This is a genomic window from Pseudomonas sp. Pse1 (assembly GCF_024519635.1).
GTDB lineage: Bacteria > Pseudomonadota > Gammaproteobacteria > Pseudomonadales > Pseudomonadaceae > Aquipseudomonas.
The window spans coordinates 42,163-68,906 of sequence record NZ_JALJRO010000023.1 but is presented as its reverse complement, the minus strand read 5'-3'; the positions used below and the strand labels follow the sequence as shown (position 1 = coordinate 68,906).

The 26,744-nt window shown below is 64.0% G+C and carries 21 protein-coding genes and 2 riboswitches; of the genes, 11 read left to right on the top strand and 10 right to left on the bottom strand.

Annotated elements, in window-relative coordinates; translation table 11 throughout:
- Positions 1 to 194 precede the first annotated feature (194 nt).
- Positions 195 to 1,082 carry a LysR family transcriptional regulator gene (locus tag NR126_RS25015; RefSeq protein ID WP_027620365.1) on the bottom strand — a complete coding sequence of 296 codons (888 nt, stop codon included), beginning with the start codon at positions 1,080 to 1,082 and terminating at the stop codon, positions 195 to 197.
- Positions 1,083 to 1,231: 149 nt separating this feature from the next.
- Here NR126_RS25015 and NR126_RS25010 point away from each other — a divergent pair, with 149 nt between their 5' ends.
- Together NR126_RS25010 and NR126_RS25005 are read left to right on the top strand one after the other, a co-directional pair.
- Entirely contained in the window at positions 1,232 to 2,005 is a 774-nt protein-coding gene (locus NR126_RS25010) for a glucose 1-dehydrogenase (protein ID WP_027620364.1), read from the top strand.
- A 41-nt stretch (positions 2,006 to 2,046) separates the two neighbouring features.
- Positions 2,047 to 3,345 (top strand): MFS transporter, encoded by a 1,299-nt coding sequence (locus tag NR126_RS25005; RefSeq protein WP_256832182.1) that lies wholly within the window; start codon positions 2,047 to 2,049, stop codon positions 3,343 to 3,345.
- Between the two features lie 257 nt (positions 3,346 to 3,602).
- Here the strand turns inward: NR126_RS25005 and NR126_RS25000 are convergent, their stop codons facing one another.
- Positions 3,603 to 4,322 (bottom strand): SDR family oxidoreductase, encoded by a 720-nt coding sequence (locus NR126_RS25000; RefSeq protein WP_256832181.1) that lies wholly within the window; start codon positions 4,320 to 4,322, stop codon positions 3,603 to 3,605.
- A 185-nt stretch (positions 4,323 to 4,507) separates the two neighbouring features.
- Complete coding sequence (locus NR126_RS24995) at positions 4,508 to 6,400, bottom strand: sigma-54-dependent Fis family transcriptional regulator (protein WP_256832180.1); 1,893 nt, start codon at positions 6,398 to 6,400, stop codon at positions 4,508 to 4,510.
- 331 nt (positions 6,401 to 6,731) lie between these two features.
- Between NR126_RS24995 and NR126_RS24990 the strand changes: the two genes are divergently transcribed.
- The 5 genes from NR126_RS24990 (at position 6,732) to NR126_RS24970 (ending at position 12,111) form a co-directional block, all read left to right on the top strand.
- On the top strand, positions 6,732 to 7,808 hold the full coding sequence (locus NR126_RS24990; protein ID WP_256832179.1) for an ATP-NAD kinase family protein: 1,077 nt from the start codon (positions 6,732 to 6,734) through the stop codon (positions 7,806 to 7,808).
- A gap of 2 nt (positions 7,809 to 7,810) precedes the next feature.
- The gene (locus tag NR126_RS24985; protein ID WP_027620359.1) at positions 7,811 to 8,788 is read left to right on the top strand and encodes a thiamine pyrophosphate-dependent dehydrogenase E1 component subunit alpha; all 978 of its coding nucleotides are present in this window, start codon (positions 7,811 to 7,813) and stop codon (positions 8,786 to 8,788) included.
- 33 nt (positions 8,789 to 8,821) lie between these two features.
- Complete coding sequence (locus NR126_RS24980) at positions 8,822 to 9,838, top strand: alpha-ketoacid dehydrogenase subunit beta (RefSeq protein WP_027620358.1); 1,017 nt, start codon at positions 8,822 to 8,824, stop codon at positions 9,836 to 9,838.
- Positions 9,838 to 10,950: an acetoin dehydrogenase dihydrolipoyllysine-residue acetyltransferase subunit gene (locus NR126_RS24975; protein ID WP_027620357.1), complete on the top strand. Its 1,113-nt coding sequence runs from the start codon at positions 9,838 to 9,840 to the stop codon at positions 10,948 to 10,950. The genes NR126_RS24980 and NR126_RS24975 overlap by 1 nt, the downstream gene beginning before the upstream one ends.
- Positions 10,951 to 11,037: 87 nt before the next feature.
- Positions 11,038 to 12,111 carry a 2,3-butanediol dehydrogenase gene (locus NR126_RS24970; RefSeq protein WP_256351120.1) on the top strand — a complete coding sequence of 358 codons (1,074 nt, stop codon included), beginning with the start codon at positions 11,038 to 11,040 and terminating at the stop codon, positions 12,109 to 12,111.
- Between the two features lie 49 nt (positions 12,112 to 12,160).
- On the opposite strand, the gene NR126_RS24965 is transcribed toward NR126_RS24970, so the two are convergent.
- Positions 12,161 to 13,648, bottom strand: a complete 1,488-nt coding sequence (locus tag NR126_RS24965) for a PLP-dependent aminotransferase family protein (RefSeq protein WP_256832178.1) — start codon at positions 13,646 to 13,648, stop codon at positions 12,161 to 12,163.
- Between the two features lie 127 nt (positions 13,649 to 13,775).
- Here NR126_RS24965 and NR126_RS24960 point away from each other — a divergent pair, with 127 nt between their 5' ends.
- Positions 13,776 to 14,975 carry a benzoate/H(+) symporter BenE family transporter gene (locus NR126_RS24960; protein ID WP_256832177.1) on the top strand — a complete coding sequence of 400 codons (1,200 nt, stop codon included), beginning with the start codon at positions 13,776 to 13,778 and terminating at the stop codon, positions 14,973 to 14,975.
- 121 nt (positions 14,976 to 15,096) lie between these two features.
- On the opposite strand, the gene NR126_RS24955 is transcribed toward NR126_RS24960, so the two are convergent.
- Positions 15,097 to 15,522 (bottom strand): glycine zipper domain-containing protein, encoded by a 426-nt coding sequence (locus NR126_RS24955; RefSeq protein WP_027620353.1) that lies wholly within the window; start codon positions 15,520 to 15,522, stop codon positions 15,097 to 15,099.
- Positions 15,523 to 15,740: 218 nt separating this feature from the next.
- Positions 15,741 to 19,451 (bottom strand): methionine synthase, encoded by a 3,711-nt coding sequence (metH, locus tag NR126_RS24950; RefSeq protein ID WP_105755720.1) that lies wholly within the window; start codon positions 19,449 to 19,451, stop codon positions 15,741 to 15,743.
- 156 nt (positions 19,452 to 19,607) lie between these two features.
- On the opposite strand from metH, the gene NR126_RS24945 reads away from it, so the two are divergent.
- Both NR126_RS24945 and nfuA read left to right on the top strand, forming a co-directional pair.
- Positions 19,608 to 21,899, top strand: coding sequence for a fatty acid cis/trans isomerase (locus tag NR126_RS24945; protein ID WP_027620351.1), 2,292 nt, complete (start codon positions 19,608 to 19,610; stop codon positions 21,897 to 21,899).
- A 103-nt stretch (positions 21,900 to 22,002) separates the two neighbouring features.
- Positions 22,003 to 22,587 carry a Fe-S biogenesis protein NfuA gene (gene nfuA, locus NR126_RS24940; RefSeq protein ID WP_007912592.1) on the top strand — a complete coding sequence of 195 codons (585 nt, stop codon included), beginning with the start codon at positions 22,003 to 22,005 and terminating at the stop codon, positions 22,585 to 22,587.
- A gap of 140 nt (positions 22,588 to 22,727) precedes the next feature.
- On the opposite strand, the gene cobM is transcribed toward nfuA, so the two are convergent.
- From cobM to NR126_RS24920, 4 genes are all read right to left on the bottom strand, one after another.
- Positions 22,728 to 23,474 carry a precorrin-4 C(11)-methyltransferase gene (gene cobM / locus NR126_RS24935; RefSeq protein WP_027620350.1) on the bottom strand — a complete coding sequence of 249 codons (747 nt, stop codon included), beginning with the start codon at positions 23,472 to 23,474 and terminating at the stop codon, positions 22,728 to 22,730.
- A 131-nt stretch (positions 23,475 to 23,605) separates the two neighbouring features.
- A complete protein-coding gene (locus tag NR126_RS24930; protein WP_027620349.1) occupies positions 23,606 to 24,019 on the bottom strand; it encodes a cobalamin biosynthesis protein in 414 nt (137 codons plus the stop codon).
- The gene (locus NR126_RS24925) at positions 24,016 to 24,723 is read right to left on the bottom strand and encodes a CbtA family protein (RefSeq protein ID WP_256832176.1); all 708 of its coding nucleotides are present in this window, start codon (positions 24,721 to 24,723) and stop codon (positions 24,016 to 24,018) included. Before NR126_RS24925 ends, NR126_RS24930 begins: the two co-directional genes overlap by 4 nt.
- 11 nt (positions 24,724 to 24,734) lie before the next feature.
- Positions 24,735 to 24,926 carry a CbtB-domain containing protein gene (locus NR126_RS24920; RefSeq protein ID WP_027620347.1) on the bottom strand — a complete coding sequence of 64 codons (192 nt, stop codon included), beginning with the start codon at positions 24,924 to 24,926 and terminating at the stop codon, positions 24,735 to 24,737.
- Positions 24,927 to 25,022: 96 nt separating this feature from the next.
- A riboswitch (cobalamin riboswitch) is annotated at positions 25,023 to 25,249 on the bottom strand.
- A gap of 117 nt (positions 25,250 to 25,366) precedes the next feature.
- Positions 25,367 to 25,576, top strand: a riboswitch (cobalamin riboswitch).
- Positions 25,577 to 25,674: 98 nt separating this feature from the next.
- Here NR126_RS24920 and cobW point away from each other — a divergent pair.
- On the top strand, positions 25,675 to 26,742 hold the full coding sequence (gene cobW, locus NR126_RS24915) for a cobalamin biosynthesis protein CobW (protein ID WP_306219014.1): 1,068 nt from the start codon (positions 25,675 to 25,677) through the stop codon (positions 26,740 to 26,742).
- Positions 26,743 to 26,744 lie beyond the last annotated feature (2 nt).

Below are 26,744 nucleotides of genomic sequence, written 5' to 3'. Positions count from 1 at the left end.
CGTCGGCAAGCAGGGCGCTAACATGGCGATGAATGTATTCGAAGTAAATAGGACGTTTCCGAGACTAATGTAGTCCGCAGGAAATAACTTGCGTAGTGGTGCCTCGGCAATACTTGATTGCGATCTGTCAGTGAAACTATGAGTTATCTGTAAGTTAAATGACGTAATTACTAATCAGAGAGAAAATTCCCACATCAACTATCCGCCGCAAACAAACTACTGATCAAATTGAATGCATTAACTTTCACCGCACTCTCCAACCCCATCCACGCCAACCCGGTGGTCGCCCGATAGTCCCCCAACTCCAGTGGCCGCGAGATGACGTTGGCGGGGAGGGCGCGGCCGGCGTTGGCGGGGAGCAGGCCGACGCCGAGTCCGGCGGAGACCAGGGCGAGCATGGTGGTGAATTCGCCGAGTTCGGCGCCGATTTGCAGTTGTGTGCCCTGGGCGGCCAGGGCCTGCATCAGGCCGTCGTGGAAGCCGGGGGCGTAGCGGCGGGCGAGGATCAGTAGCGGGATGTCGGCCAGATCGCTCGGATGCAGGGTTTCACGGGTGGCCAGGGGATGATCGCTGGGGAAGGCGACGAGGAAGGTTTCCCGCAGGACTTCCAGGGTCTGAATGCCGGGGATCACGGCGGGCAGGCGCATCAGGCCGAAGTCCAGTTGGCCGCTTTTCAACGCTGCCGCTTGCTCGGGGCCGGACATGTCCTTGAGTTGCAGTTCGATGCGTGGAAAGCGCTCATGCAGGGTGCGGATCAGGGTCGGCAGCAGTTGCGGCAGGACTGAGGAGACGAAGCCCAGGCGCACCCGACCGATTTCGCCGCGCCCCGACGCCCGGGCGATATCTGCTGCGTGAGCCGCTTGATGCAAAGTCGCCTGGGCTTCGGGGAGGAAGATCGCGCCGACCTCGGTTAGCGCCACCGAGTGCCGATTGCGCTCGAACAGGCTGACGCCCAGTTCCTCCTCCAGCAGCTTGATCTGCATGCTCAGGGCCGGCTGCACGATGGACAGGCGGCGCGCGGCGCGACCGAAATGCAACTCTTCGGCGAGGGTCACGAAGGAGCGCAGGTGTTTGATTTCCATGGGGCGGCACCGGGTCGGCAAGGGCTAAAAAACGGTGATCATAGATTTTGATCAGCAGATCAGCAATGACGATTGGACGCTGCGCAGCCGCTGCGGTGAACTGGCGCACAAGGCCGCTAAATGTTCAAAGGCCATTTGTGGAGAGCAGTATGTCATTCGATAACAATAGCTTCCGCCTCGACGGACGCAGGGCATTGATCACCGGTTCCGCCAAGGGCATTGGCCTGGAACTGGCCCGAGGGCTGGCGGCAGCGGGCGCCACGGTGGTGATCAATGATCGCAATCCTGAAAAAGCCGCGCACATCGCCAGCCAGTTAAGGGATGAAGGACTGAGTGCCGAGTCGGCGGCCTTCGATGTCACTGATCGCCATGCCTTGGGCGAGGCAATCGAACAGATCGAACGCCGCAGTGGTGCCATCGACATCCTCATCAACAACGCCGGGATCCAGCGCCGCGCGCCGCTGGAAGACTTTGACGCCAATGACTGGCACGAGCTGATGCGGGTCAACCTCGACGGGGTGTTCCATGTGTCCCAGGCGGTGGCCCGGCACATGATCGGTCGCGGTCGCGGCAAGATCATCAACATCTGCTCGGTGCAGAGCGAGCTGGCGCGGCCGACCATCGCGCCCTACGCCGCGTCCAAGGGCGCGGTGAAGATGCTGACCAAGGGCATGTGCGCCGAATGGGCGCGCCACGGCATTCAGGCCAACGGTCTGGCGCCGGGCTACTTCGCCACCGAGATGAATCGCGCGCTGGTGGCCGACCAGAATTTCTCCGACTGGCTATGCAAACGCACGCCAGCCGGGCGCTGGGGACGGGTCGAGGAGTTGTGCGGTGCTGCGGTGTTTCTCGCCTCACCTGCGTCGGACTTCATCAATGGCCAGACCCTGTTCGTCGACGGAGGCCTGACCAGCGTGGTTTGACCGAACACCGGTAGTCAAAACAAAAACAACAGGGGACACCCATGAGCACACTCAAGCAGCAAGCACTGCCGCTGGCTGACGACAGCCGTCCACGCAGTACGGTCAAGGGCTTCGCCAGCAAGCGCTGGTGGTACCTGATACCGCTGATTTTCATCACTTACAGCCTGGCCTATCTGGACCGCGCCAACTACGGTTTCGCCAGTGCCGCCGGGATCGAGCAGGACCTGGGCATCACCAAGAGCACCTCGTCGCTGATCGGCGCCTTGTTCTTCCTCGGCTACTTTTTCTTCCAGGTGCCGGGGGCGATCTACGCGCAGAAATACAGCGTGCGCAAGCTGGTGTTCTGCAGCCTGATCCTCTGGGGCATCTGCGCCATGGCCACCGGGCTGGTGACCAATATACCGATGCTGATGGTGATCCGCGTGTCGCTGGGCATTGTCGAAGCCGCGGTGATGCCGGCCATGCTGATCTTCATCAGTAACTGGTTCACCCGCAAGGAACGCTCGCGGGCCAACACCTTCCTGGTGCTCGGCAACCCGGTGACGGTGCTGTGGATGTCGGTGCTTTCGGGCTACCTGATCCAGGCCTGGGGCTGGCGCGAAATGTTTGTCATCGAGGGCGCGCCGGCGGTGCTCTGGGCGTTTGTCTGGTGGCGCATAGCGCGGGACAAACCGGAGCAGGTCGACTGGCTGACCCGCCAGGAAAAAGACCAGTTGGCCGAGACTCTGGCGCAAGAGCAGAAGGGCATGCAGGTGGTGCGCAATTATCGCCAGGCCTTTACCCGCCCTGTGGTGTTGCAACTGTGCGCCGTGCATGCGCTGTGGAGCATCGGTGTCTATGGTTTCATCATGTGGTTGCCGACCATCATCAAGCAGGCGGCTGCCGCCGATATCGTCACTGTCGGCTGGTTGAGCGCCGTGCCTTACGTGGCTGCGGTCGCCGCCATGCTCGCGGTGTCCTGGGCGTCGGATAAAACCCAGCAGCGTAAACACTTTGTCTGGCCGCTGCTGGCCCTGGGGGCGCTGGCGTTTTTCTGCTCTTACCTGCTGGGTTCCAGTCACTTCTGGCTGTCGTTTGCCTTGCTGACCATCGCCGGTGCCGCGTTGTACGCACCCTATGGGCCGTTCTTTGCGCTGATTCCCGAGCTGCTGCCGGCCAATGTGTTCGGCGGCGCGATTGGCCTGATCAATGCCTGCGGTGCACTGGGCGCCTTCATCGGCTCGTGGATTGTCGGCTACCTGATCGGCCTGACCGGCAACCCCGGCGGCGCCTATATCTTCATGACCGCCGGTGTGCTGTCGTCGGCGCTGCTGATGGCCTGGGTCAAGGTCCGCCGCTAAATACCCAACGGGCACTCCCTGGAGTGCCCGTTGTGTTATTGCCCTTCGGTGTTTACGCGCTGGCAGGTGCCAGGCGCCCGAGGCGCAGCCAGCCGATGATCACCGCGGCAATCAGCAGGAAGCCCAGGTAGCCGAATTGGATGAACGTGGTGGTGCTGAGTGCTTCGCTGGCCAGCTCCTACGGGCACAACACAGCATTGCAGGAGCGAGCCTGCTCGCGATGAATACCCAGGCACCTGTTCATGGCCGTCAAGCTGTCAGAAACGCTCATCCAACAGTGCCGGAAGGGTGATCTCCCTGACGTAGCTGGCCGCGGACAGGCTCAGTACCGTGCGCACCACCTGCACCACATCGTGCAGCGGAATCAGTTGGCCGTCGCCGCGCTGCTCGGCGATTTCACGTGGAGTACTCAGCGGGTCTTCGGTGTTGAGGTAGCCGAGGTTCAGGCACGTCACCGCCAGGCGCTGCTGCCGGTAGCCTTCGCGCAAGGCGTCGGCCATGCCGTGCAGGGCGAACTTGGAGGCGCCGAAGGCCACTTCCGGTCGACCGCTTTGCGCCAGGCCGGAGGTCGAGCCGGTGAGGATGATTCGCGGGTTGGCGCTGCGCAGCAGTGTCGGCAGCAGGCGTTTGATCAGCAGCAGCGGGGCGGTGATGTTGCAGTTGACGATGGCTTGCAACTGGTCGTCCTGGTCGGCGAGGAAGTTGTAGGCCGGATCGAAGGCGCGTTCTTCCCAGATGCCGAGGTTGTAGATCAGGGTGTCCAGGCCTTCATCTGCCACGGCTTGTTCGATGATCTGCGCGGCGGCGGCCGGTTCGCTGAGATCGGCGGCTACCCAGCGCAGTTCGACCCCCGGGCGCGGGTGCAGGTTTTGCGGGCAGCCGCGTGACACGCCGATCAGGCTGTCACCGGCTTCACCCAGGCCCTCGATCAAAGCCCTGCCCAGGCCCTGGCTGGCACCGACCACCATGGTTTTCATTGTTTGTCTCCTTGACTGAATGAACATGCAGCGCGGATGCAAACAGAGCGGGTGAGGGATGGCAATGGGGAGGTGTTTCTGGATGTGTACCTATTGTCCAGTAAATACCGATCCCTGTAGGAGCGAGCTGGCTCCGGGCGGCGGCCCGACAAGCCAGCTCCTACAAGGGGTACACCGCAGGCCGGCTACGCCGGACTTCTCCCCGGCATTTCAATCCCATGCTGACGCACCCTGCGGTACAGGGTGGCGCGCGAGATGCCGAGGGCCTGGGCGGTGGCGCTGGGTTTCCAGCGGTGGCGGATCAGCGCATCGATCAGGGTCTGGCGTTCCGGGCTGCTGCCTTGCTCCGCAATGTCGTCGGCCGGTGGGGCGAGCAGGCCGGGGCTGCGCAAGGCTTCTGGCAAATCAGCCAATTGAATCACCGGGCCTTCGCACACCGCGCAGGCGTAGCGCAGGACATGGCGCAGTTGCCGCACATTGCCCGGCCAGCGATAACCGAGCAGGCATTCCAGGGCGGCGTCGCCCAGTTGCAGCGGCGCTGTGCTGTGTGCCGATTCTTCTTCGACGATGCGGTTGATCAACGCCAGTCGGTCGCTGCGTTCGCGCAGCGGTGGTAAGGGGAAGCGCGCACCAGCGAGGCGAAAGTACAGGTCCTCGCGAAATGCTCCGGCGCTGACCAAGGTTTCCAGGTCGCGGTGGCTGGCGCAGATCACCTGGATGTCCACTGCCTTGCGCCGCGATCCACCCAGCGGCGCCACTTCACCTTCGGCCAGCACCCGCAGCAGCCGTGTTTGCAAACTCAGCGGCATGTCACCAATTTCATCGAGGAACAGCGTGCCGCCATCGGCCTGTTGCAGCAGGCCTTGCATGCCTTTGCTGGCGGCGCCGGTAAAGGCCCCGGCGACGTAGCCGAACAGTTCGCTCTCGATCAGGCCTTCCGGAATCGCCGCGCAGTTGATCGCCACAAAGGGCTGCTCGCGGCGTTGGCTGGCCTGGTGCAACTGACGGGCGAAGACTTCCTTGCCACTGCCGGTTTCGCCCTGGATCAGTACCGGCAGGTTGCGGTCCTTGACCCGCACCGCCAGGCGCAGACTTTCTGCCAAACGTGGGTCAAGTTCGGCAGGGGACAGCGCCAGGCGCGGGCGATTGCGCGGCAGGCGACGCGGCGCGCTGAGGCGTCCGTGCAGGACCTGGCCGAGGCCCGGGCTGGGCAACAGGCACAGGGCTTCGTCGCGGGCGGCGTGCAGGCGCTGCTGATCGAAGACCTGGCTGATGTGTTCGGGCAAGCGGCCAAAACCCTGCAGCAGCAGATGCCGCGCCGCCGGGTTGAGGGCCTGCAGGCGGCCGTCGTCATCCCAGGCCAGCAGATAGTCCGGCTGGCTGTCGACATAGCCCGGGCTGCTGTGGGCTCGGAGGATCCAGTACCCCTCGGCGCTGTTCATGAAAAACGCCTGTTCGATCTGCCGTGCGCTCTGCACCACCATTTGCCGGATCAGGTGCTGTGAACGGCGTTCATCGGGCGAACGCACCGCCGACACATCGAGCACCCCGAGCAGTTCGCCACGGGGATCGAACACCGGCGCGGCGGAGCAGGTCAGGCCGATAAAGGCGGCGCGAAAGTGATCGCGCTTGTGCACCGTCACCGGCGCCCGGGCGCTCAGCACCGCCGCCACCCCGCAGGTGCCTTCCTCGCCCTCGGACCAGCAGGTGCCGAGGTACAGGCCGGCCTTCTGGCAATCGTTGCGAATGGTGCTTTCGACCCGGTAATCGATGGTCTGGCCCTGGGCATCGGTGAGCAGCACGCAGTAGTCGGCATCGCGCACGCGGCCGTGCAGACGCGCGACTTCTTCGCTGGCGATGCGCAAAAACAGTTCCGAGCGTTCGCGGCATTCCTGCAGCACGTGCTGGGAGAGGATGCGCGGCCCTTGCAGCGAACCGGGGTCCAGATGGTGTTGCTCCATGGAGCGGCGCCAGGAATCGAGTATCAGGTCGGGCACCGGCAGTTGTGGCAGGTGGTCGGCGTTCTTCAGGACACGGCTGACGCAATCCACGTGCGCCCTTGAGTGTGCGGAAAGCATTAAGGCCTCCGAGTGCAGCTTCTTGTCGTTGTGCGGTCATTAAGCGCCGTTCCCCGGCCGCCGACAAGCGCCAGGCGGCGTACGGCGGCGCGTGAGACGCGACGTCTCAAGGTCGCGCCGACCCACCGTGCAGCCTGACATCCGACGTCTCAGTCGCGGCCGTCGCGGGCATCTGTTGCGCACGACGAAAGCGCTCTAAAACAGGCTTTTCCAGTGGGTTTTTGCGAACTGGCACCGGCCTTGCTCAAGCCACGGCAAGACCAATAATAATTCGAGGTGCCTGTATGTCCTGTCCCTGTGAGTGGCTGCCCGTTGCCCGGCGGAGCGCCCCATGAAGCACGCACCGCTGACCGTCGGCATCATTGCCAACCCGGCATCGGGCCGAGATGTACGGCGCCTGACCGCCAACGCCGGATTGTTCTCCAGCACCGACAAGGTCTCGGTGATCCAGCGCCTGCTCGCTGCCTTTGGCGCCACCGGGATCGAGCGGGTGCTGCTGCCCACCGACATGATTGGCATGGCGGCGGCGATCCTTAAGAACAGCCACAGTCGCCAGGCCCGCGACAGTCACTGGCCGGCCCTGGAGTTCCTCGATTTCACCCTGCGCCAGAACGTCAGCGATACCCGTCAGGCCGCGCGCTTGATGGCCGAACGCGAGGTGGCGCTGATCGCGGTGCTTGGCGGCGACGGCACTCATAAGGCGGTGGCCGCGGAAGTCGGCGATATCCCGCTGCTGACCCTGTCCACCGGCACCAACAATGCCTTCCCGGAACTGCGCGAAGCCACCAGTGCCGGCCTCGCGGGCGGGTTGTACGCCAGCGGGCGGATTCCACCGGAGATTGCGCTGCGGCGCAACAAGCGCCTGCTGGTGCGCGAGGCCCGCCGTGGCCTGTGTGAACTGGCGCTGGTGGACGTCGCAGTGTCGTCGCTGGCCTTTGTCGGCGCGCGGGCGATCAGTCGCGCGGCGGACCTGGCGGAAGTCTTCGTGACCTTCGCCGAGCCGCAGTCGATTGGGCTCTCGGCACTTTGCGGGCTCTGGCTGCCGGTGCCGCGCCAGGCACCGCACGGGGCCTGGATGCGCCTCGATCCTCAGTCGCCCGAAGCCTTGCTGGTGCCGCTGGCCCCCGGCTTGCTGCAAGGCTGCGGGGTGGCGGCGGCTGGTCGCCTGGAGCCCGGCGTCGCCCATGGTCTGGCGCTGGCCAGCGGCACCCTGGCCCTGGATGGCGAGCGGGAAATCGAATTCAACGTGCATGACCGCCCCACGGTCACCCTCGATGCCGGCGGCCCGCTGAGCATTGATGTCGAGGCGACCCTGGCCTGTGCCGCGCAGCAACGCCTCCTGGCCATCGGCCGCGAGCATCCGCAACACCTCATGAACCTTCAGTCCCAAGACACTCCTGGAGAATAAAAATGTCGACACCGCTGACTGCTGAGCAATTGCTGCATGCCTATCAGGTGATGCGCACCATTCGCGCCTTTGAAGAGCGCCTGCACGTGGAGTTCGCCACCGGCGAGATTCCCGGATTCGTCCACTTGTATGCCGGCGAAGAGGCGTCGGCCGCCGGGGTCATGGCGCACCTGCGCGATGACGATTGTATCGCCTCCAACCACCGTGGCCACGGCCATTGCATCGCCAAGGGCGTGGATGTGTTCGGCATGATGGCCGAGATCTACGGAAAGAAAACCGGGGTCTGCCAGGGCAAGGGCGGCTCCATGCACATCGCCGATTTCGAGAAGGGCATGCTCGGCGCCAACGGCATCGTCGGCGCCGGTGCGCCGCTGGTGGTGGGCGCGGCGCTGGCAGCCCGGCTCAAGGGCACCGACGCGGTGGCGGTGGTGTTCTTCGGTGACGGCGGCTCCAACGAAGGCGCGGTGTTCGAGGCGATGAACATGGCCTCGGTGTGGAACCTGCCGTGCCTGTTTATCGCTGAAAACAACGGTTACGCCGAGGCCACGGCGTCCAACTGGTCGGTGGCCTGCGACCACATCGCCGACCGCGCCGCCGGCTTCGGCATGCCCGGGGTCACGGTGGACGGTTTCGACTTCTTCGCCGTCCACGAAGCCGCCGCTGCCGCCGTCGAGCGGGCACGGGCCGGGGAGGGACCGTCGCTGATCGAGGTCAAGTTGACCCGTTACTACGGCCACTTCGAAGGCGACGCCCAGACCTACCGCGCGCCTGACGAGGTGCGACATTTCCGCGAGCACAACGACTGCCTGATGCAGTTCCGCGAGCGCACCACCCGCGCCGGCCTGCTCGAGGCCAGCCAACTCGACCGCATCGACCAGGAGGTCGAGACGCTGATCGAGAATGCCGTGCGCAAGGCCAAGTCCGACCCCAAGCCGAGCGCCGCCGACCTGCTGACCGATGTCTACGTCGCTTATCCCTGAACGCCCCCTATAACAAGAATCGAGAACTCAATCATGGCGAGAAAAATCAGTTATCAGCAGGCAATCAACGAAGCCCTGGCCCAGGAAATGCGCCGCGATCCAAGCGTGTTCATCATGGGTGAAGACGTCGCCGGCGGCGCCGGTGCGCCCGGGGACAACGACGCCTGGGGCGGTGTGCTGGGGGTGACCAAGGGCCTCTATCACCAGTTTCCCGGACGGGTGCTCGACACGCCCTTGTCGGAGATCGGTTATGTCGGCGCGGCGGTGGGGGCGGCTAGCTGCGGCGTGCGCCCGGTGTGCGAGTTGATGTTCGTCGACTTCGCCGGCTGCTGCCTGGACCAGATCCTCAACCAGGCCGCCAAGTTTCGCTACATGTTCGGCGGCAAGGCGACCACGCCGCTGGTGATCCGCACCATGGTCGGTGCCGGCCTGCGCGCCGCCGCCCAGCACTCGCAGATGCTCACCTCATTGTGGACCCACATTCCCGGGCTCAAGGTGGTCTGCCCGTCGTCGCCCTATGACGCCAAGGGCCTGCTGATCCAGGCGATTCGCGACAACGATCCGGTGATTTTCTGCGAGCACAAGATGCTCTACAGCATGCAGGGCGAAGTGCCGGAAGAGCTCTACAGCATACCTTTCGGCGAGGCCAACTTCCTGCGCGACGGCAAGGACGTGACCCTGGTGTCCTACGGGCGCACGGTCAATACCGCGATGGACGCCGCCCGCAGCCTGGCCGGGCGCGGCATCGACTGCGAGGTAATCGACCTGCGCACCACCAGCCCGATGGACGAAGACAGCATCCTTGAAAGCGTCGAGAAAACCGGGCGTCTGGTGGTGATCGACGAGGCCAACCCGCGCTGCTCGATGGCCACCGACATCTCGGCGCTGGTCGCGCAAAAAGCCTTCGGTGCGCTCAAGGCACCGATCGAGATGGTCACCGCGCCGCACACCCCGGTGCCGTTCTCCGACGCCCTGGAAGACCTGTATATCCCTGACGCGGCGAAGATCGAGAGCGCCGTGCTCAAGCTGATCGAGTGGAGCAAGCGCTGATGAGCCAGATCCATACCCTGACCATGCCCAAGTGGGGCTTGTCGATGACCGAGGGCCGGGTAGATGCCTGGCTCAAGGAAGAAGGCCAGGCCATCAGCAAGGGCGACGAAGTCATGGACGTCGAAACCGACAAGATCTCCAGCAGCGTCGAAGCGCCGTTCAGCGGCATGCTGCGTCGGCAGATCGCCCGTCAGGATGAGACCCTGGCGGTCGGTGCGCTGCTCGGCATCGTCGTCGAAGGCGAAGCCAGCGAGGCGGAGATAGACGCCGTGGTCGAGCAGTTCCAGGCCTCGTTCGTGCCCGGTGACGGGGCCGAGGAAGACCTCGGTCCGAAGCCGCAGAAGGTCGAACTCGATGGCCGCACGATCCGCTATTTCGAGCGCGGCAGCGGCGGCATTCCGCTGTTGCTGGTGCACGGCTTCGGCGGCGACTTGAACAATTGGCTGTTCAACCACGAAGTGCTGGCGGCGGGGCGCCGGGTGATCGCCCTCGACCTGCCCGGGCATGGCGAGTCGAGCAAAGCCTTGCAGCGTGGCGATCTGGATGAGTTGAGCGCGGTGCTGCTGGACCTGCTCGATCACCTGGACATTCCGCTGGCGCACTTGGTGGGGCATTCCATGGGCGGCGCGGTGTCGCTCAACGCCGCACGCCTGGCCCCGCGCCGCGTGTGCTCGCTGACCCTGATCGGCAGTGCCGGCCTCGGCCAGGAGATCAATGGCGATTACCTGCGAGGCTTTGTCGAGGCGAGCAATCGCAATGCGCTCAAGGCGCCGCTGATGCAACTGTTCTCCGACGCCGAGCTGGTCAACCGGCAGATGCTCGAAGACATGCTCAAGTACAAGCGCCTCGAAGGCGTGGATGACGCGCTGCGGCAATTGTCAGTGAGCTTGTTTACCGATGGCCGCCAGCAGGCCGATCTGCGCGCCGTGGTGCAGCAGGGCGAGCGTCCGGTGCTGGTGATCTGGGGTGATGCCGACGCGATCATTCCGGCGCGTCACAGCCAGGGCCTCAACGCTCGTGTCGAGATCCTCCCGGGCCAGGCGCACATGGTGCAGATGGAGGCGGCCGAGCAGGTCAACCGGCTGATCCTGGACTTCGTGCAGACCCTTTGAACCGTTGCCCGGTGAGCGGCAACGGTGACCGGGCCGATCCGATTTCATGGAGATGTGAAGATGAGTGCAATCAATCCTGTGCAAAGCATGCGTGCCGCCGTCTGGCATGGTCGCAACGATATCCGCGTCGAAGACGTGCCGCTGCCGATCGCGCCGCCCGCCGGTTGGGTGCAGATCCGTGTCGAGTGGTGCGGCATCTGTGGCTCCGACCTGCATGAGTACGTGGCCGGGCCGGTGTTCATTCCGGTCGAGGCGCCGCACCCGCTCACCGGGATCAAGGGCCAGTGCATCCTCGGCCACGAGTTCTGTGGCGAGATCGTCGCGCTCGGTGCCGGGGTCGAGGGCTTCAGCGTTGGCGAAGCGGTGGCCGCCGATGCCTGCCAGCACTGCGGTACCTGCTATTACTGCACCCACGGCCTGTACAACATCTGCGAGAACCTGGCCTTTACCGGGCTGATGAATAACGGCGCGTTCGCCGAGTGGGTCAACGTGCCGGCCAATCTGCTGTACAAGCTGCCGGCCAACTTTCCCGCCGAGGCCGGGGCCTTGATCGAGCCGCTGGCGGTGGGCATGCATGCGGTGAAAAAGGCCGGCAGCCTGCTGGGGCAGAATGTGGTGGTGGTCGGTGCCGGGACCATCGGCCTGTGCACCATCATGTGCGCCAAGGCCGCCGGCGCGGCCCAGGTGATCGCCCTGGAAATGTCCGGCGCACGCAAGGCCAAGGCGCTTGAAGTCGGCGCCAGTCATGTGCTCGACCCCAAGGAGTGCGACGCCCTGGCCGAGGTCCGGCGCCTGACCGGCGGGCTAGGGGCCGATGTCAGCTTCGAGTGCATCGGCAACAAGCACACCGCCAAGCTGGCCATCGACCTGATCCGCAAGGCCGGCAAGTGCGTGTTGGTGGGAATCTTCGAAGAGCCCAGCGAGTTCAACTTCTTCGAACTGGTGGCCACCGAGAAACAGGTGCTCGGTGCCCTGGCCTACAACGGTGAATTCGCCGATGTGATCGCCTTCATTGCCGACGGCCGCCTGGACATCACGCCGCTGGTGACCGGGCGCATCCAGCTTGAGCAGATTGTCGGCCAGGGCTTCGAAGAGCTGGTCAACAACAAGGAACACAACGTCAAGATCATTGTTTCACCGAGCCGTACGTTCAGCGCCTGAAGCGGGCGACTTGGCGATGGCCGGCAGCGGCCATCGCATTTTTTATTGCTCAGCGCTGGCCTGGCTGCGCGTCGATCAGCCGGCACAGCGTCTGTACCGCGCCGCGCATCGACCCCGCCGGCGTGTTGCCAAAGCCCAGCAACAGTCCTTGTTGCACCCGGGAATGATGGCCGACGTATAACCTGGACAAGGCCCCGGCGCCGATCTGCCGGTGGCGTGCGGCGTGGGTCAGGGCCTGGTCGTCGCAGCTGTCCGCCAGGTGCCCGAGCAGATGCAAGCCGGTGCTGGCGTTGCTGACCGTCAGCAGGCCGTGAGCCTCGCTGGCCAGTGCCGCGAGCAAGGCGTCGCGACGTTCGCTGTAGAGGGCCTTGGCACGGCGGATGTGGCGGCCCAGATGACCCTGGCTGATGAACTCGGCGGCGGTGGCTTGCAGGGCTTTCGGCACGCGGTATCCACTGCCGTTGCGCACCCGCTGCAGCACGTCGATCCAGGCGTCCGGCGCCACCAGGAAGCCCAGGCGCAGGCCGGGTATCAGCAGCTTGCTCAGGGTGCCGATGTAGATCACCCGGCCATGATTAGCGTCCAGCGCCTTGAGCGCCGGGGTTGGGGCGCAGGCGTAGCGGAATTCGCTGTCGTAGTCGTCTTCGAGAATCATTGCGTCGGCCTGGTCCGCCCACTTCAGCAGGGCCAGGCGGCGTTCCAGGCTCATGGTCACGCCGCTCGGGTATTGGTGAGAAGGCGAGACCAGCGCCAGCCGGGCCTCGGGCGCCAGCCGGCGGCCGGCCTCGACGTCCAGGCCCTGGGCGTCCACCGGCACTCCCACACTGTCGAGCCCGGCCAACGCCAGGCTGCGGTGAGTGGCGTCATAGCCGGGGCTTTCGACCCAGGCCTGCTGCCCGTGATCGGCAATCGCCAACGCGGCGATCGACACCGCTGCCTGGGCACCGGGGGTAATGATGATGTTGTCGGCACGGCAGGCGATGGCCCGTGACGCGCCCAGGTAATCGGCCAGGGCCTCGCCCAGGGAGAGCAGGCCCTGGGGATCGCCGTAGGCGGAGTGGGCCGCTGCCTGGTTGCGCCAGAAACGTCCCTCGAGCTTGCCCCATACGGCATGGGGAAAGGCATCCAGCGCCGGCAGACCGGGGGTCAGCGGCCAGTCGGGAAGAGCCAGCGACATCGAGTCCAGTCCCGTCAGCAGGCGGCCGCGCTGAGAGCCGCGCAGGGCGGCGTGTGCGCTGGGCAGATCAGCAGGTACGGGAGCATCGATGCGTGCCGCGATATAGGTGCCAGCGCCTTGGCGCGCCTCGAGGAAGCCTTCGCCGATCAACTGCTCGTAGACCCCGGTCACGGTCATGCGCGACACGCCCAGTTCGTCCGCCAGCAGGCGCGAGGCGGGCAGGCGGACGCCGGCTGCCAGGCTGCCCTCGGCGACCCCCTTGCGCAGGAAGCGCAGCAGTTGTTCGCGCAATGGCAACGGGCTGTCGGGGGCGGGGAGAAAGGCGTTCCAGACCGGGTAGGCGGTGGCGCGGGTTTTCATAGGGGCCGTCCTGGCAATTGAAAGTGGTCTAATTCAATGAGCGAAAGTGGATATTTTAAGTAAGCCATTTTGACTCAATACTCGCGCCCTTGGTAACCCGTCATGCGCAACAGAAGGCCCTGCATTCATGAAAACCACCGCGCTCACCCTGCCCATCAAATCCAGCGACCTGCTGCACCCGATTGTCGCCGCGCTGATCTCGGTGATCGTCAACTACGGCGGCACTTTCATTCTGGTGTTCCAGGGCGCGAAAGCCGCCGGACTCAGTCCCGAACAGACGGCGTCGTGGATCTGGTCGATCTCGATTGGCGTGGGTGTGACCGGGGCGTGGCTGAGCTACCGCTATCGCGCGCCGATCATCACCGCCTGGTCGACACCCGGTGCGGCGTTCCTGATCACCGTGCTGCCGGATGTGCCCTATGGCGAAGTCATCGGCGCCTACCTGCTGTCGGCGCTGGGTTTTGTCCTGCTGGGGTTGTCGGGCTGCTTCGAGCGGGTGGTGCGCCTGATTCCGCCAGGCATCGCGGCGGGCTTGCTCGCGGGCATCCTGTTGCGTTTTGGTGTGGACGCCTTTGGCGGGGCGAGTGTCGATCCGCTGCTGGTCGGCGTGCTGGTGCTCGGCTATGGGCTGCTGCGCCGGTTCACCGCGCGCTACGCGATCGTCGGCGTGTTGCTGATGGGCATCCTGTTGCTGCTCGGGCTGGGGCAGGTGAGTTTTGCCGGCGTCGCGTTGAGCCTGGCCGAGCCGCTGTGGACCACCCCGCAGTTTTCCGTCAAGGCGCTGCTCAGCGTCGCCATCCCGTTGTTTGTGATCACCCTCACCGGGCAATACATGCCGGGCATGCTGGTGCTGCGCAACGACGGTTACGGCACCAGTGCCAATCCGATTCTCACCGCGACGGGGCTGGGCTCACTGCTGATGGCGCCATTCGGCTCCCATGCGTTTAACGTGGCGGCAATCACCGCTGCGATCTGCACCGGTCCGCAAGCCCATGAAGAACCAGGCAAGCGCTACATCGCGGGCCTGGCCTGTGGTGTGTTCTATGTGCTGGTGGGGATTTTTGGCAGCACCCTGGCGACCTTGTTTGTGATCTTGCCGGCGACCTTTATCAGCACCCTGGCTGGGTTGGCGTTGCTGGGGGCGATTGGCGGCAGTTTGGCGACGGCGTTGGGCGATGTGCGTGGACGTGAAACGGCGTTGATTACCTTTCTGGCGACCGCGGCGAATGTCACGCTGTGGGGATTGGGTGGGGCGTTTTGGGGGCTGGTGCTGGGGCTGCTGATGCATGGATTGATCCATGCTCGGCGCGGCAGTTCAGGGGGTTGAGACACCTCTGGGAGCGGGCTCGCTCGCGAATAACTAGAGCCCGCCGCGTGCATTACGGCAGTGCGCGTTATCGTTCACGCTCTTCGCTAGCAAGCTCGCTCCCACAGTGACCGATCAAGCCTCAGTGATGCTTGTGCTTGTTTTTATGTTTGTGCTTGCCGTTATGGCTGTTGTGGCTGGAGTGGTTGTCGTCATCGGCCAGGTTGTTGCCGACGGCGCCACCCGCTGCGCCGCCGAGGCCGGCGCCGATGGTCGAACCGGTCGAGCCACCCAGCGAATTACCGACCACCGAGCCACCCGCGGCACCCAGGCCACCGCCGATGGCGGCTTCGTTGCGGTTGCCTTTGGGCGCGGCGATCGCGCCACCCGCCGCACCGCCGACGCCGGCACCAATAGCCGCGCCGGTGCTGCCGCCGAGCTGGCCGCCCACCACGTTACCCAGCGCACCACCCAGCCCGCCGCCGACCGCCGCGCTACCGTCGCCGGCAGCCAGCGCGCCTTGGGAGATCAGGATGCCCATGACCAAAGCAGAGAATGTCAGACGCATGATGAGGTTTTCCGTGTGTGAGGGTGTTGCAGATGTAGAGTGTGGCGGCGTGGCAAAGTTCGATTCGAGGCTTGACGCCGATCACTGGATATCTCTAAACACCGCGCCCACTGTCGGAGCGAGCCTGCTCGCGATGAGGCCGTCAGTAACACCGCATCAGCCTCATCGCCGGCAAGTCGGCTCCCACAGGGACAAGTGGGAGCACGCTCAAGCGCGTATCAGCTGTCATACCCCAGGTTCGGCGCCAGCCAGCGTTCGGTCACGCTCAGTTCCTGGCCCTTGCGCGCGGTGTAGCTCTGCACTTGGTCCTTGTCGACCTTGCCGACGGCGAAGTACTGCGCTTGCGGGTGGGCGAAGTACCAGCCGCTGACGGCCGCCGCCGGGAACATTGCGTAGTGCTCGGTGAGGAACACGCCGCTGCGTCCAGCCTTGAGCTCGTGGGCCTCGGGGTCGAGCAGCTTGAACAGCGTGGCCTTTTCGGTGTGGTCTGGGCAGGCTGGGTAGCCGGGTGCCGGGCGAATGCCGCTGTACTGCTCCTTGATCAGCGCTTCGTTGTCCAGCGCCTCATCCTTGGCATAACCCCAATGCTCTTTACGCACCTGCTGGTGCAGCCATTCGGCACAGGCCTCGGCCAGGCGGTCGGCGAGGGCCTTGACCATGATCGAGTTGTAGTCGTCGCCCGCGTCCTGATAGGCCTTGGCCACTTCTTCGGCACCGATGCCGGCGGTGGTGATAAAACCGCCGACGTAGTCAGTCACCCCGCTGTCCTTGGGCGCGACGAAGTCGGCCAGGGAGAAGTTCGGCTTGCCGTCGGTCTTGATGATCTGCTGGCGCAGGTGATGCAGGCGGGCGAGGGGCTTGCCGTCGTCGCCATAAACTTCCAGATCGTCGTCATGCACCTGGTTGGCCGGCCAGAAACCGAACACCGCCCGAGCGCTGATCAGCTTTTCGTCGATCAGCTTGGCGAGCATCTCTTGGGCATCGGCATAGAGCGCAGTGGCAGCTTCACCGACCACCTCATCCTCGAGGATGCGCGGGAATTTGCCGGCCAAGTCCCAGGAAATAAAGAACGGCGTCCAGTCGATGTACTCGGCCAGGACCTTGAGGTCGATATTGTCCAGCACCTTGGCACCGGTAAAGGTCGGCACCACCGGCTGGTAGCTGTCCCAGTCGAACTGAGGTTTCTTGGCGATCGCCGCCGGGTAGCTCAGGCGTTCGGTACGGGCGCTGCGGTTGGCGGTGCGCTCACGGACCTCGATGTATTCCTGGCGGGTTTTCTCGACGAAACCGGCCTTCAGTTCCTTGGACAGCAACTGGGTGGCCACGCCGACGGCGCGCGAGGCGTCGGTGACGTAGACCACCGCGTCATTGCTGTACTTGGGCTCGATCTTCACCGCAGTGTGCGCCTTGGACGTGGTCGCGCCGCCGATCATCAACGGCAGGTGGAAATCCTGGCGTTGCATTTCGCGGGCGACGTGGACCATTTCGTCCAGCGACGGGGTGATCAGCCCGGACAGGCCAATGATGTCGCACTTCTGCTCCTTGGCCACCTGGAGGATCTTCTCCGCCGGGACCATCACCCCGAGGTCGACGATGTCATAGCCGTTACAGCCCAGCACCACGCCGACGATGTTCTTGCCGATGTCGTGCACGTCGCCCTTGACCGTGGCCATCAGGATCTTGCCCTTGGCCTCCGGCTTGTCGCCTTTTTCCAGCTCGATGAACGGGATCAAGTGGGCCACTGCCTGTTTCATCACACGGGCGGATTTCACCACTTGCGGCAGGAACATTTTGCCGGCGCCGAACAGGTCGCCGACGATGTTCATGCCCGACATCAGCGGGCCTTCAATAACCTCGATTGGCCGCGCGAACGACAGGCGCGACTCTTCGGTGTCTTCAACGATATGGGTGGTGATGCCCTTGACCAGCGCGTGTTCCAGGCGCTTGTTGACGTCCCAGTTGCGCCACTCTTCGGTCTCGGCTTCCTTGACGCTGCCGTCGCCCTTGTACTTGTCGGCGATGGCGAGGAGGGCGTCGGTGCCTTCCGGGGTGCGGTTGAGGATCACGTCCTCGACCGCGTCGCGCAACTCCAGCGGAATCTGGTCGTAGATTTCCAACTGGCCGGCGTTGACGATACCCATGCTCAGGCCGCTGCGGATCGCATACAGCAGGAACACCGAGTGGATCGCCTCGCGCACCGGGTTGTTGCCACGGAACGAGAAAGACACGTTGGACACGCCGCCGGAGGTCAGGGCGTACGGCAGCTCGTCACGGATGTAGGCGCAGGCGTTGATGAAGTCGACCGCGTAGTTATTGTGCTCCTCGATACCGGTGGCCACGGCAAAGATGTTCGGGTCGAAGATGATGTCTTCCGGCGGGAAGTCGACTTCGTTGACCAGGATGTCGTAGGAGCGTTTGCAGATTTCTTTCTTGCGCGCTTCGGTGTCGGCCTGGCCGGCTTCGTCGAAGGCCATCACCACCACCGCAGCGCCGTAGCGCTTGCACAGCTTGGCGTGGTGGATGAACTGCTCGACGCCTTCTTTCATGCTGATCGAGTTGACGATGCCCTTGCCCTGGATGCACTTGAGGCCGGCTTCGATCACGTCCCACTTCGAGGAGTCGATCATGATCGGCACGCGGGAGATGTCCGGCTCGCCGGCAATCAGATTGAGGAAGGTGACCATCGCCTTCTTCGAATCGAGCATGCCCTCGTCCATGTTGATGTCGATCACCTGGGCGCCGGCCTCGACCTGCTGCAGGGCAACTTCCAGGGCTTCGGTGTAGTTGTCCTCGCGGATCAGCCGGGCGAACTTGGCGGAACCGGTGATATTGGTGCGCTCGCCGACGTTGACGAACAGCGAGCTGCGGTCAATGGTGAACGGCTCGAGGCCGGACAGGCGGCAGGCCTTGGGAATGTCCGGAATCTGCCGTGGTGCGTAGCCGGCGACCGCCTTGGCGATGGCTTCGATGTGCCCCGGGGTGGTGCCGCAGCAACCGCCGACAATGTTCAGGAAACCGCTCTGGGCGAATTCTTCGATGACCCGCGCAGTTTCCGCCGGCAACTCGTCGTACTCGCCGAATTCGTTGGGCAGGCCGGCGTTAGGGTGCGCCGAAACGTGGGTGCTGGCCTTGTTCGACAGCTCTTCGAGGTACGGCCGCAGCTCGCTGGCGCCGAGGGCGCAGTTCAGGCCGACGGAAATCGGCTTGGCGTGGGCGATGGAGTTCCAGAACGCTTCGGTGGTCTGGCCCGACAGGGTGCGGCCGGAGGCGTCGGTGATGGTCCCGGAAATCATGATCGGCAGCTCGAAGCCGAGCTCCTCGAACACGCCCTGCACGGCGAAAATCGCTGCCTTGGCGTTGAGGGTGTCGAAAATGGTCTCGATCAGGATCAGGTCCGAGCCGCCTTCGATCAGGCCCTTGGCGGCCTCGGTGTAGTTTTCCACCAGTTCATCGAAGGTGACGTTGCGGTAGCCCGGGTTGTTGACGTCCGGCGACAGCGAGCAGGTGCGGCTGGTCGGACCGATAACGCCGGCGACGAAACGCGGCTTGTCCGGGGTTTCCAGAGTCTTGGCATCGGCCACTTTGCGCGCCAGGCGTGCGCCTTCTACGTTTAACTCGTACGCCAGGCCCTGCATGCCGTAGTCGGCCAGGGACACTTGGGTGGCGTTGAAGGTGTTGGTCTCGAGAATGTCGGCACCGGCGTCGAGGTAGGCTTTTTCAATCGAGCCGATCACGTCCGGGCGGGTCAGCACCAGCAGGTCGTTGTTGCCCTTGACGTCGCTCGGCCAATCGGCGAAGCGTTTGCCACGGTAGTCCTGTTCCTCCAGCTTGTAGCTCTGGATCATCGTGCCCATGCCGCCATCGAGAATCAGGATGCGCTCTTTGAGGGCTTGCTTGAGAACGTGGAGGCGAGCGCTGCGATCGGACATGAAGGACTACCTGGTAAGCCTATTACGAAGGGCGGGAATCATAGCAAACCTGTGCGCTATTGGAGCATAAGGCGCTTTTGCATGAATATCGCTCATGTTGGGCAGGGTGCTGGCCCGGTAGAATCGCGACGATTTTTCACGATCGGGACCCGGGACATGTCGTATCGCATTTTCACCAGCCTTTTTGCGCTGCTTATCAGCAGTTTCGCGGCAGCGCAGGACAGCGCCCCGGCGATCTCCTATACCCGCGATATCCAGCCGATCTTCACTGAAAAGTGCGTGGCCTGCCACGCCTGCAACGACGCCGCCTGTCAGCTCAACCTGGGCAGTGGCGAAGGCGCGGCGCGCGGGGCGAGCAAGGTCCCGGTTTATGACGGTGATCGCAGTACGGCGTCGAGCCCGACGCGGATTTTTTACGACGCCTTTGGCAAGCAAGCCTGGCAGAACAAGGGCTTCTACCCGGTGGTCGAGACCCAGGGCAGCCAGGCCGCGTTGATGGCGCGGATGCTCGAGCTGGGGCACCAGACCCCATTGCAACCCAATGCCAAGCTGCCGGACGAAATCGTCCTGGGGCTCAACCGCAATAACATGTGCCCGCAGCCGGCGGAATTCGACGGCTATGCCAGCCAGCACCCGAAAGAAGGCATGCCGCTGGCGGTCACCGGGCTGACCGACGCGCAATACCAGACCCTGCAACGCTGGCTCGCCTCGGGCGCGCCCATCGATGAACAGGCCCTCGCGCCGAGCGCGCAAGAAGCCGCGCAGGTGGTGCAATGGGAAAACCTGCTGAATGCCCCAGGCGCCCGGGAAAGCCTGGTGGCGCGCTGGCTGTACGAGCACTTGTTTCTCGCCCATGTCTACTTCAAGGGTGGCGAGCCCGGGCACTTCTTCCAGTGGGTGCGTTCGCGCACCCCGACCGGCCAGCCGATCGACCTGATCGCCAGTCGCCGCCCCAACGATGATCCGGGCACCCAGGTGTACTACCGGCTGTGGCCGGTGCAGGGGGTGATTGTGCACAAGACCCACATCAGTTATCCGCTGAGCCCGGCCAAGCTGGCCCGGGTCAAGAGTCTGTTCTACAGCGGCAACTGGCAAGTCGACGCCTTGCCCGGCTACGGCCCTGAGCGCCGCGCCAACCCGTTCGAGACCTTCCAGGCGATTCCGGCTCAGGCGCGTTACCAGTTCATGCTGGATAACGCCGAATACTTCGTGCGCACCTTTATTCGCGGTCCGGTGTGCCGTGGGCAGATCGCGACCGATGTGATCCGCGATAACTTTTGGGCGCTGTTCCAGGCGCCCGAGCATGACCTGTACATCGTCGACCCGAACTACCGGCGCCAGGCCACGCCGCTGCTGGCGATGCCTGGGCAGAACGATGATGTCGGCAGCGTTCTGAGCCTGTGGCACACCTACCGCGACAAACGTAACGATTACGAAGCCCTGCGCCGCGACAGCTACGCCGACGCGCCGGCGCCGAGTTGGTCGACCCTGTGGGCGGGCAACGACAACTCGTTGCTGAGCATTTTCCGCCACTTCGACAGTGCCTCGGTGACCAAGGGCCTGATCGGCGATGTGCCGCAGACCATGTGGCTGTTCGACTACCCGCTGCTGGAGCGCACCTACTACCAATTGGCGGTGAACTTCGACGTTTACGGCAACGTCTCGCACCAGGCGCAGACGCGGCTGTATTTCGACCTGATCCGCAACGGCGCCGAGCTGAACTTCCTGCGCCTGATGCCGGCCGACTCGCGGGATGCCTACCTCGACGACTGGTACCAGAACAGCGGCAAGCTGAAGATGTGGATGGACTATGAAAACATCGACGATGACACCCCGACCGCGCTGAGCCTGGATGCCAAGGACCCGATGCGCGACTTCACCCACCAGTTGCTGGCACGCTACGGCGACCTGAATGCCCGGCCGGATCCGATCAACCGCTGCGACGGCGCCTATTGCTCGCGGGCCAATATCGACCCGGCCCTGCAGGGCGCCGAGCAGGTCCTGAGTCGTCTGGTGTCGCGCCCGGCGGCAGGCTTGAAGGTGATTGACCAATTGCCGGAAGCGACCATGCTGCGCATCGAAATCCCTGGCGGCAAGCGCGAGATCTACAGCCTGCTGCGCAACCGCGCCCACAGTAACGTGGCGTTCATGCTCGGCGAATCGCTGCGCTATCAGCCGGGGCTCGACACCCTGACGCTGTATCCCGGCGTGCTCAGCAGCTACCCGAATTTCATGTTCAATATTCCGGTGGCCGATGTGCCGGAATTCGTCGAGGACATGGAAAACGCCAAGGACGCCAACCGTTTCGAGCGCATTGTCGAGCGTTGGGGCATTCGTCGCAGCCATCCGCTGTTCTGGGTGTATTTCCACGATTTGAGCCGCTATATCCACGAAACCGACCCGGTGGAAGAGGGCGTGCTGGACATGAATCGCTACGAGAACCTGTGATTGAGCGCGGATTAAGGTCCGCGCTTTAACCCGACAAAAATACTGGGACTTTGTCCGGCGCCACGTTTGGCGTAAACTGCGCCCAAGCCTGCGAGGAAATTCCATGACTGCTATTACCATCACCGACGCCGCCCACGATTACCTGGCTGATCTGCTGTCCAAGCAGAACACCCCGGGCATCGGCATCCGCGTTTTCATCACCCAGCCTGGCACCCAGTACGCCGAGACCTGCATTGCCTACTGCAAGCCGGGCGAGGAAAAGCCGGAAGACACCGCGCTGGGGCTGAAAAGCTTCACCGCCTACATCGATCACTTCAGCGAAGCTTTCCTGGACGATGCAGTCGTCGACTACGCCACCGACCGCATGGGCGGCCAGTTGACCATCAAGGCGCCGAACGCCAAAGTGCCGATGGTCAACGCCGACAGCCCGGTCAACGAGCGCATCAACTACTACCTGCAAACCGAAATTAACCCGGGGCTGGCCAGCCACGGCGGCCAGGTCAGCCTGATCGATGTGGTTGAAGACGGCATCGCCGTGTTGCAGTTCGGCGGCGGCTGCCAGGGCTGCGGCCAGGCGGACGTAACCCTGAAGGAAGGCATCGAGCGCACCCTGCTCGAGCGCATTCCGGAGCTCAAGGGCGTGCGCGACGTGACCGATCACACGCAGAAAGAAAACGCCTACTACTAAGGCGTTCGCTGCGACTAAAAAAACGGCGTCCGTGAGCGCCGTTTTTTTATGCCCTGTAGGAGCATCTGGCTTTACGCGTCATCGTTGACGATTTTCGCTGGCAAGCCAGCTCCGACAATGGCCGTGGTAGAGCAGAAACATTACGGCCTATACAAATGCGCATGCCCCGCCCGATACAGCGATGACTCGCTGAAACTGTCACTGGCCAACACCCGGCCCACCAGAATCAGTGCCGTACGCCGGAACCCCTTGGCCTGCACTTTCTCGGCGATATCGGCGAGGGTTCCCAGCACCCAGTCCTGATCCGGCCAACTGGCCCGGTGTACCACGGCGATCGGGCAATCCGCGCCGTAATGGGGCAGCAGTTCGGCGACGATTTTCTCCAGGTGATTGACCCCCAGATGAATGGCCATGGTGGTGCCGTGGGCGGCCAGGCTGCTGAACGACTCGCCGGCGGGCATGCTGGTCTTGTCGGCGTAGCGGGTGAGGATCACGCTCTGGGCGATGTCCGGCAGGGTCAGTTCAGCCTCCAGCAACGCCGCGCAGGCGGCGGTGGCGGTGACGCCGGGGATGATTTCGAAGGGGATGCCCAGCGCCCGCAAGTGGCGGATCTGCTCGCCGATGGCGCCGTACAGGCTCGGGTCGCCGGAATGCACGCGGGCCACATCCTGGCCCTGGACGTGAGCCACGCGGATCAGCTCGATGATCTGTTCCAGGTGCAGTTCGGCGCTGTTGATCACGTGTTCGGCCTGGTGGCCTTCAAGCGCGGCAGCCGGCACCAGCGAGCCGGCGTAGATGATCACCGGGCAACTGCGGATCAGCCGCTGGCCCTTGACGGTGATCAGTTCCGGATCGCCGGGGCCGGCGCCGATGAAGTAGACGGTCATGGCCGGCTCCTGAGGGTTCTAGGGAAGGGGCAGATGAGCGATGCTCATGATGAAAAGGGAATTATCGCAAGAATTGAAGGGGGCTAACGCAGGAACTCGCTCGCTCCTACAGGTGTGCGGGGTATTGCCCATTATCCGGCACACGCCAACGCAAAGGTCGCTTGCGCATACTTCTGTCGGGAAATCAGCAAGGTCGCTGGCGCCTGGGCCAGTGCTTCGGCAAGGGCGAGGGCAGCGCTTTCGGCGACGCCGTAACAACCCGTGCGCTCGAAAGCGATCTGGGACTGGTGGCTAAGCCGTGCTTCGTAAGCGGACAATTGCTCGCTGCTGAACACGGTCAGGGGCAAGCCCAGTTGCTCAGCCAGTTCGATAAGCCCGGGTTCATCACGTTTCAGGTCGATGCTCGCCAGCGCCGTGATCGATTGCAGATCGATCCGCTGTGCCTGCAAGGCCTGGTCGAGTAACGCGCGCAGCGTGCTGGCCGGGCAGCCGCGTTGGCAGCCCAGGCCGACCACCAGGGTCGGCGCTGCGCGCGTTTCACTCATGCCTGATAGTGGCCTGCGCTTTTGCGCCGGAACAACCAGGCACTGATCAGCCCAAGGGCCAGCCAGAACGCCACGTTGGTCAGCTGCGAAGCGATCTTGAACTGCGCTTCGAGGGCCTCGGGGGCGAGCATCGAATGCACTTCCGGTTGCGGCGCGCCGACGATGTGCGGCACCGCTAAGATGGCCACGCCGAGTGCCTTCAGCAGCCAGTTCTTGCCGAAGGCGATCAGGGCGATACCGGCAGCAGTAGACGCGGCAGTACCGATCCACCACATCTGCCGCTGCGCCAGATCCGCGGCGGCGGTGCCCGGCAACTCCGGCGGCAGGCCGAGGGTCGGCGCGAGGACGAAGGTGGCGTAACCGGCCAGGCCCCAGAGCAGGCCCTGGGACGTGCGGGTCGGGGTGCGCAGGGTGTAGAGTCCGGCGAGCATCAGCGCGAAACCGACCGCCACCACCAGGTTGCCGCCGGTGGTCGACAGCACGCGCTGCCAGCCGTCTTCCGGCTCCCAGGCCTCGGCGTCGTGGCTGTGGGCAGCCATCGCCGAGTCGGCATGTTCATGCACTTGCTCGACGGCGGGCTCGGATTTCTCGTAGGTCTCGGCCTGCAAAATCAGCGGCGAGACCCAGAAGCTTTGCAGCAGGGTCAGCAGAAGGGCGGCCAACAGCCCGCTGAAACCTGCGGTTTGAGCAATACGCTTGATCATCTGGGCAGGTCTCAGTGGCACGGGAAAGCGGCGCTGTGCCGGGTGTCGTGAGCGGCGTTGTGCACGGCTTCGATGTGCGAGAAGCCGGCGAAGTACACCAGGCACGCACCGAGGATCGAGGCGCTGAGGGCGGCGACCAGGCGTTGGCCCAGTGTGGTGGTGCCGGCGGCGGTGGCGTGGCGAGTGCTGCTGATGGTCGACATGGCGCTTACCTCTGGTCAGTCAGGGGTGATCCGTGCGCATGCAAGCCTCCGCGAGCAGGCCGCGGAAACTGAAACAGCGCCCGCCCACCGCGGGTTTGTTATTCAAGTATTGCGGGCCGGTCTCCGGGCTCACGAGGGGCTGGCGTTGGCCAAACCTTCAAGAATCGCCTTCCCATGCTGTACATCAGGCACAGTGGCTGTGATTCTTCACTCGCTTACCGTTGCGGGGGCAGCACCGGACTGACATGGGCTTGAAGTAAAGCTCATGATTCACCGGTTTCCCGTTTCACCCTGTGAAGGGCACCCGTAACAAGGTGTGTAGGAGAGCATGGGCGGGTGCTGGCGTCAATCTTGATACCGAGTTGACCCCTTCGCGAGCAGGCTCGCTCCCACAATGGATTTGCGGTCACCAGAACCATTGACCGAGCCCAGTACGATGCGTAGCCTTGCACCTTCGAGGTTCTTCGGCCCCTGCGCCGAAGCTAAGAAGGGAACGCGGTCGATGCCGCGGCTGCCCCCGCAACTGTGAACGGTGTCGTTGCTGCCAGGCCACTGCACGCTCTTCCGAGCGGCGGGAAGGCGCAGTAATCGCCAGTCGAAAGACCGGCCCACCGTCAGCCAGGAGACCTGCCTCGATCCAGATTCTCACTACAACCGGGCGGGGTGATCCGGTGGCGAACTGCTCCCGCGCGCGTCTGCGTCGCTGGTTCTCGTCCCGTATGCCCGCCACCTTGCCAAAGGGCATCCGATGAAAACACTGGCCAAACTCCCCGTCACCATCGTTACCGGCTTCCTTGGCTCGGGCAAAACCACCTTGCTGCGGCACATGCTCGACAACGCCCAGGGCCGGCGCATCGCGGTGATCGTCAACGAATTTGGCGAGCTGGGCATCGACGGCGAAATCCTCAAGCAGTGCTCCATCGGCTGCACCGAAGAAGAAGCCAGCGGCCGGGTCTACGAGTTGGCCAACGGTTGCCTGTGCTGCACCGTCCAGGAAGAATTCTTCCCGGTGATGCGCGAGCTGGTGGCGCGCCGTGGCGACCTCGACCACATCCTCATCGAAACCTCTGGCCTGGCCCTGCCCAAGCCGCTGGTCCAGGCTTTCCAGTGGCCGGAAATCCGCAGCGCCTGCACGGTTGACGCGGTTATTACCGTGGTCGACAGCCCGGCCGTCGCCGCCGGCACCTTCGCCGCCTTCCCTGACCAGGTTGACGCCCAGCGCAAGCTCGACCCGAACCTTGACCACGAGTCGCCGCTGCACGAACTGTTCGCTGACCAACTGGCCAGCGCCGACTTGGTGATCCTCAACAAGACCGACCTGATCAACCCCGAAGACCTGGCCCGAGTGCGCCTGGAAGTCGCCGAGGAACTGCCGCCGGCGGTGAAAATCATCGAGGCCAGCAGCGGTCGCGTGCCGCTGGACGTGCTGATCGGCCTGGGTGCCGGCTCCGAAGAACACATCGACAGCCGCCACAGCCACCACGATCACCACCATGACGGCGACGATCATGAAGACCACGATCACGACGCCTTCGATTCGATCTCCATCGAACTGCCGCAAGCCGATGAAAGCCTGCTGCTCGATGCCCTGACCCAACTGGTGGTGCAGCACGGCATCCTGCGGGTCAAGGGTTTCGCGGCGATCCCGAACAAACCGATGCGCCTGCTGATCCAGGGCGTGGGCACTCGTTTCGACAAGCACTTCGACCGTCAGTGGGGCGCCGAAGAAGCGCGCATCACGCGCCTGGTGCTGATCGGCCAGGAACTGGACGCGGCCTTGCTCGAAGCGCAACTGCGCGCCGCCCTCAGCGTCTGATC

What these genes read in the sequence shown, in the direction of transcription:
- NR126_RS24975 (WP_027620357.1), top strand. Translation starts at nt 9,838, where the DNA reads ATGAGCCAGATCCATACCCTGACCATGCCCAAGTGGGGCTTGTCGATG.
- NR126_RS24925 (WP_256832176.1), bottom strand. Translation starts at nt 24,723, where the DNA reads ATGATCAAGCGTATTGCTCAAACCGCAGGTTTCAGCGGGCTGTTGGCC.
- NR126_RS24990 (WP_256832179.1), top strand. Translation starts at nt 6,732, where the DNA reads ATGAAGCACGCACCGCTGACCGTCGGCATCATTGCCAACCCGGCATCG.
- cobM (WP_027620350.1), bottom strand. Translation starts at nt 23,474, where the DNA reads ATGACCGTCTACTTCATCGGCGCCGGCCCCGGCGATCCGGAACTGATC.
- NR126_RS24995 (WP_256832180.1), bottom strand. Translation starts at nt 6,400, where the DNA reads ATGCTTTCCGCACACTCAAGGGCGCACGTGGATTGCGTCAGCCGTGTC.
- NR126_RS24920 (WP_027620347.1), bottom strand. Translation starts at nt 24,926, where the DNA reads ATGTCGACCATCAGCAGCACTCGCCACGCCACCGCCGCCGGCACCACC.
- NR126_RS24970 (WP_256351120.1), top strand. Translation starts at nt 11,038, where the DNA reads ATGCGTGCCGCCGTCTGGCATGGTCGCAACGATATCCGCGTCGAAGAC.
- NR126_RS25005 (WP_256832182.1), top strand. Translation starts at nt 2,047, where the DNA reads ATGAGCACACTCAAGCAGCAAGCACTGCCGCTGGCTGACGACAGCCGT.
- metH (WP_105755720.1), bottom strand. Translation starts at nt 19,451, where the DNA reads ATGTCCGATCGCAGCGCTCGCCTCCACGTTCTCAAGCAAGCCCTCAAA.
- NR126_RS25010 (WP_027620364.1), top strand. Translation starts at nt 1,232, where the DNA reads ATGTCATTCGATAACAATAGCTTCCGCCTCGACGGACGCAGGGCATTG.
- NR126_RS24985 (WP_027620359.1), top strand. Translation starts at nt 7,811, where the DNA reads ATGTCGACACCGCTGACTGCTGAGCAATTGCTGCATGCCTATCAGGTG.
- NR126_RS24945 (WP_027620351.1), top strand. Translation starts at nt 19,608, where the DNA reads ATGTCGTATCGCATTTTCACCAGCCTTTTTGCGCTGCTTATCAGCAGT.
- NR126_RS24955 (WP_027620353.1), bottom strand. Translation starts at nt 15,522, where the DNA reads ATGCGTCTGACATTCTCTGCTTTGGTCATGGGCATCCTGATCTCCCAA.
- NR126_RS24930 (WP_027620349.1), bottom strand. Translation starts at nt 24,019, where the DNA reads ATGAGTGAAACGCGCGCAGCGCCGACCCTGGTGGTCGGCCTGGGCTGC.
- NR126_RS24960 (WP_256832177.1), top strand. Translation starts at nt 13,776, where the DNA reads ATGAAAACCACCGCGCTCACCCTGCCCATCAAATCCAGCGACCTGCTG.
- NR126_RS25015 (WP_027620365.1), bottom strand. Translation starts at nt 1,082, where the DNA reads ATGGAAATCAAACACCTGCGCTCCTTCGTGACCCTCGCCGAAGAGTTG.
- cobW (WP_306219014.1), top strand. Translation starts at nt 25,675, where the DNA reads ATGAAAACACTGGCCAAACTCCCCGTCACCATCGTTACCGGCTTCCTT.
- NR126_RS25000 (WP_256832181.1), bottom strand. Translation starts at nt 4,322, where the DNA reads ATGAAAACCATGGTGGTCGGTGCCAGCCAGGGCCTGGGCAGGGCTTTG.
- NR126_RS24965 (WP_256832178.1), bottom strand. Translation starts at nt 13,648, where the DNA reads ATGAAAACCCGCGCCACCGCCTACCCGGTCTGGAACGCCTTTCTCCCC.
- nfuA (WP_007912592.1), top strand. Translation starts at nt 22,003, where the DNA reads ATGACTGCTATTACCATCACCGACGCCGCCCACGATTACCTGGCTGAT.
- NR126_RS24980 (WP_027620358.1), top strand. Translation starts at nt 8,822, where the DNA reads ATGGCGAGAAAAATCAGTTATCAGCAGGCAATCAACGAAGCCCTGGCC.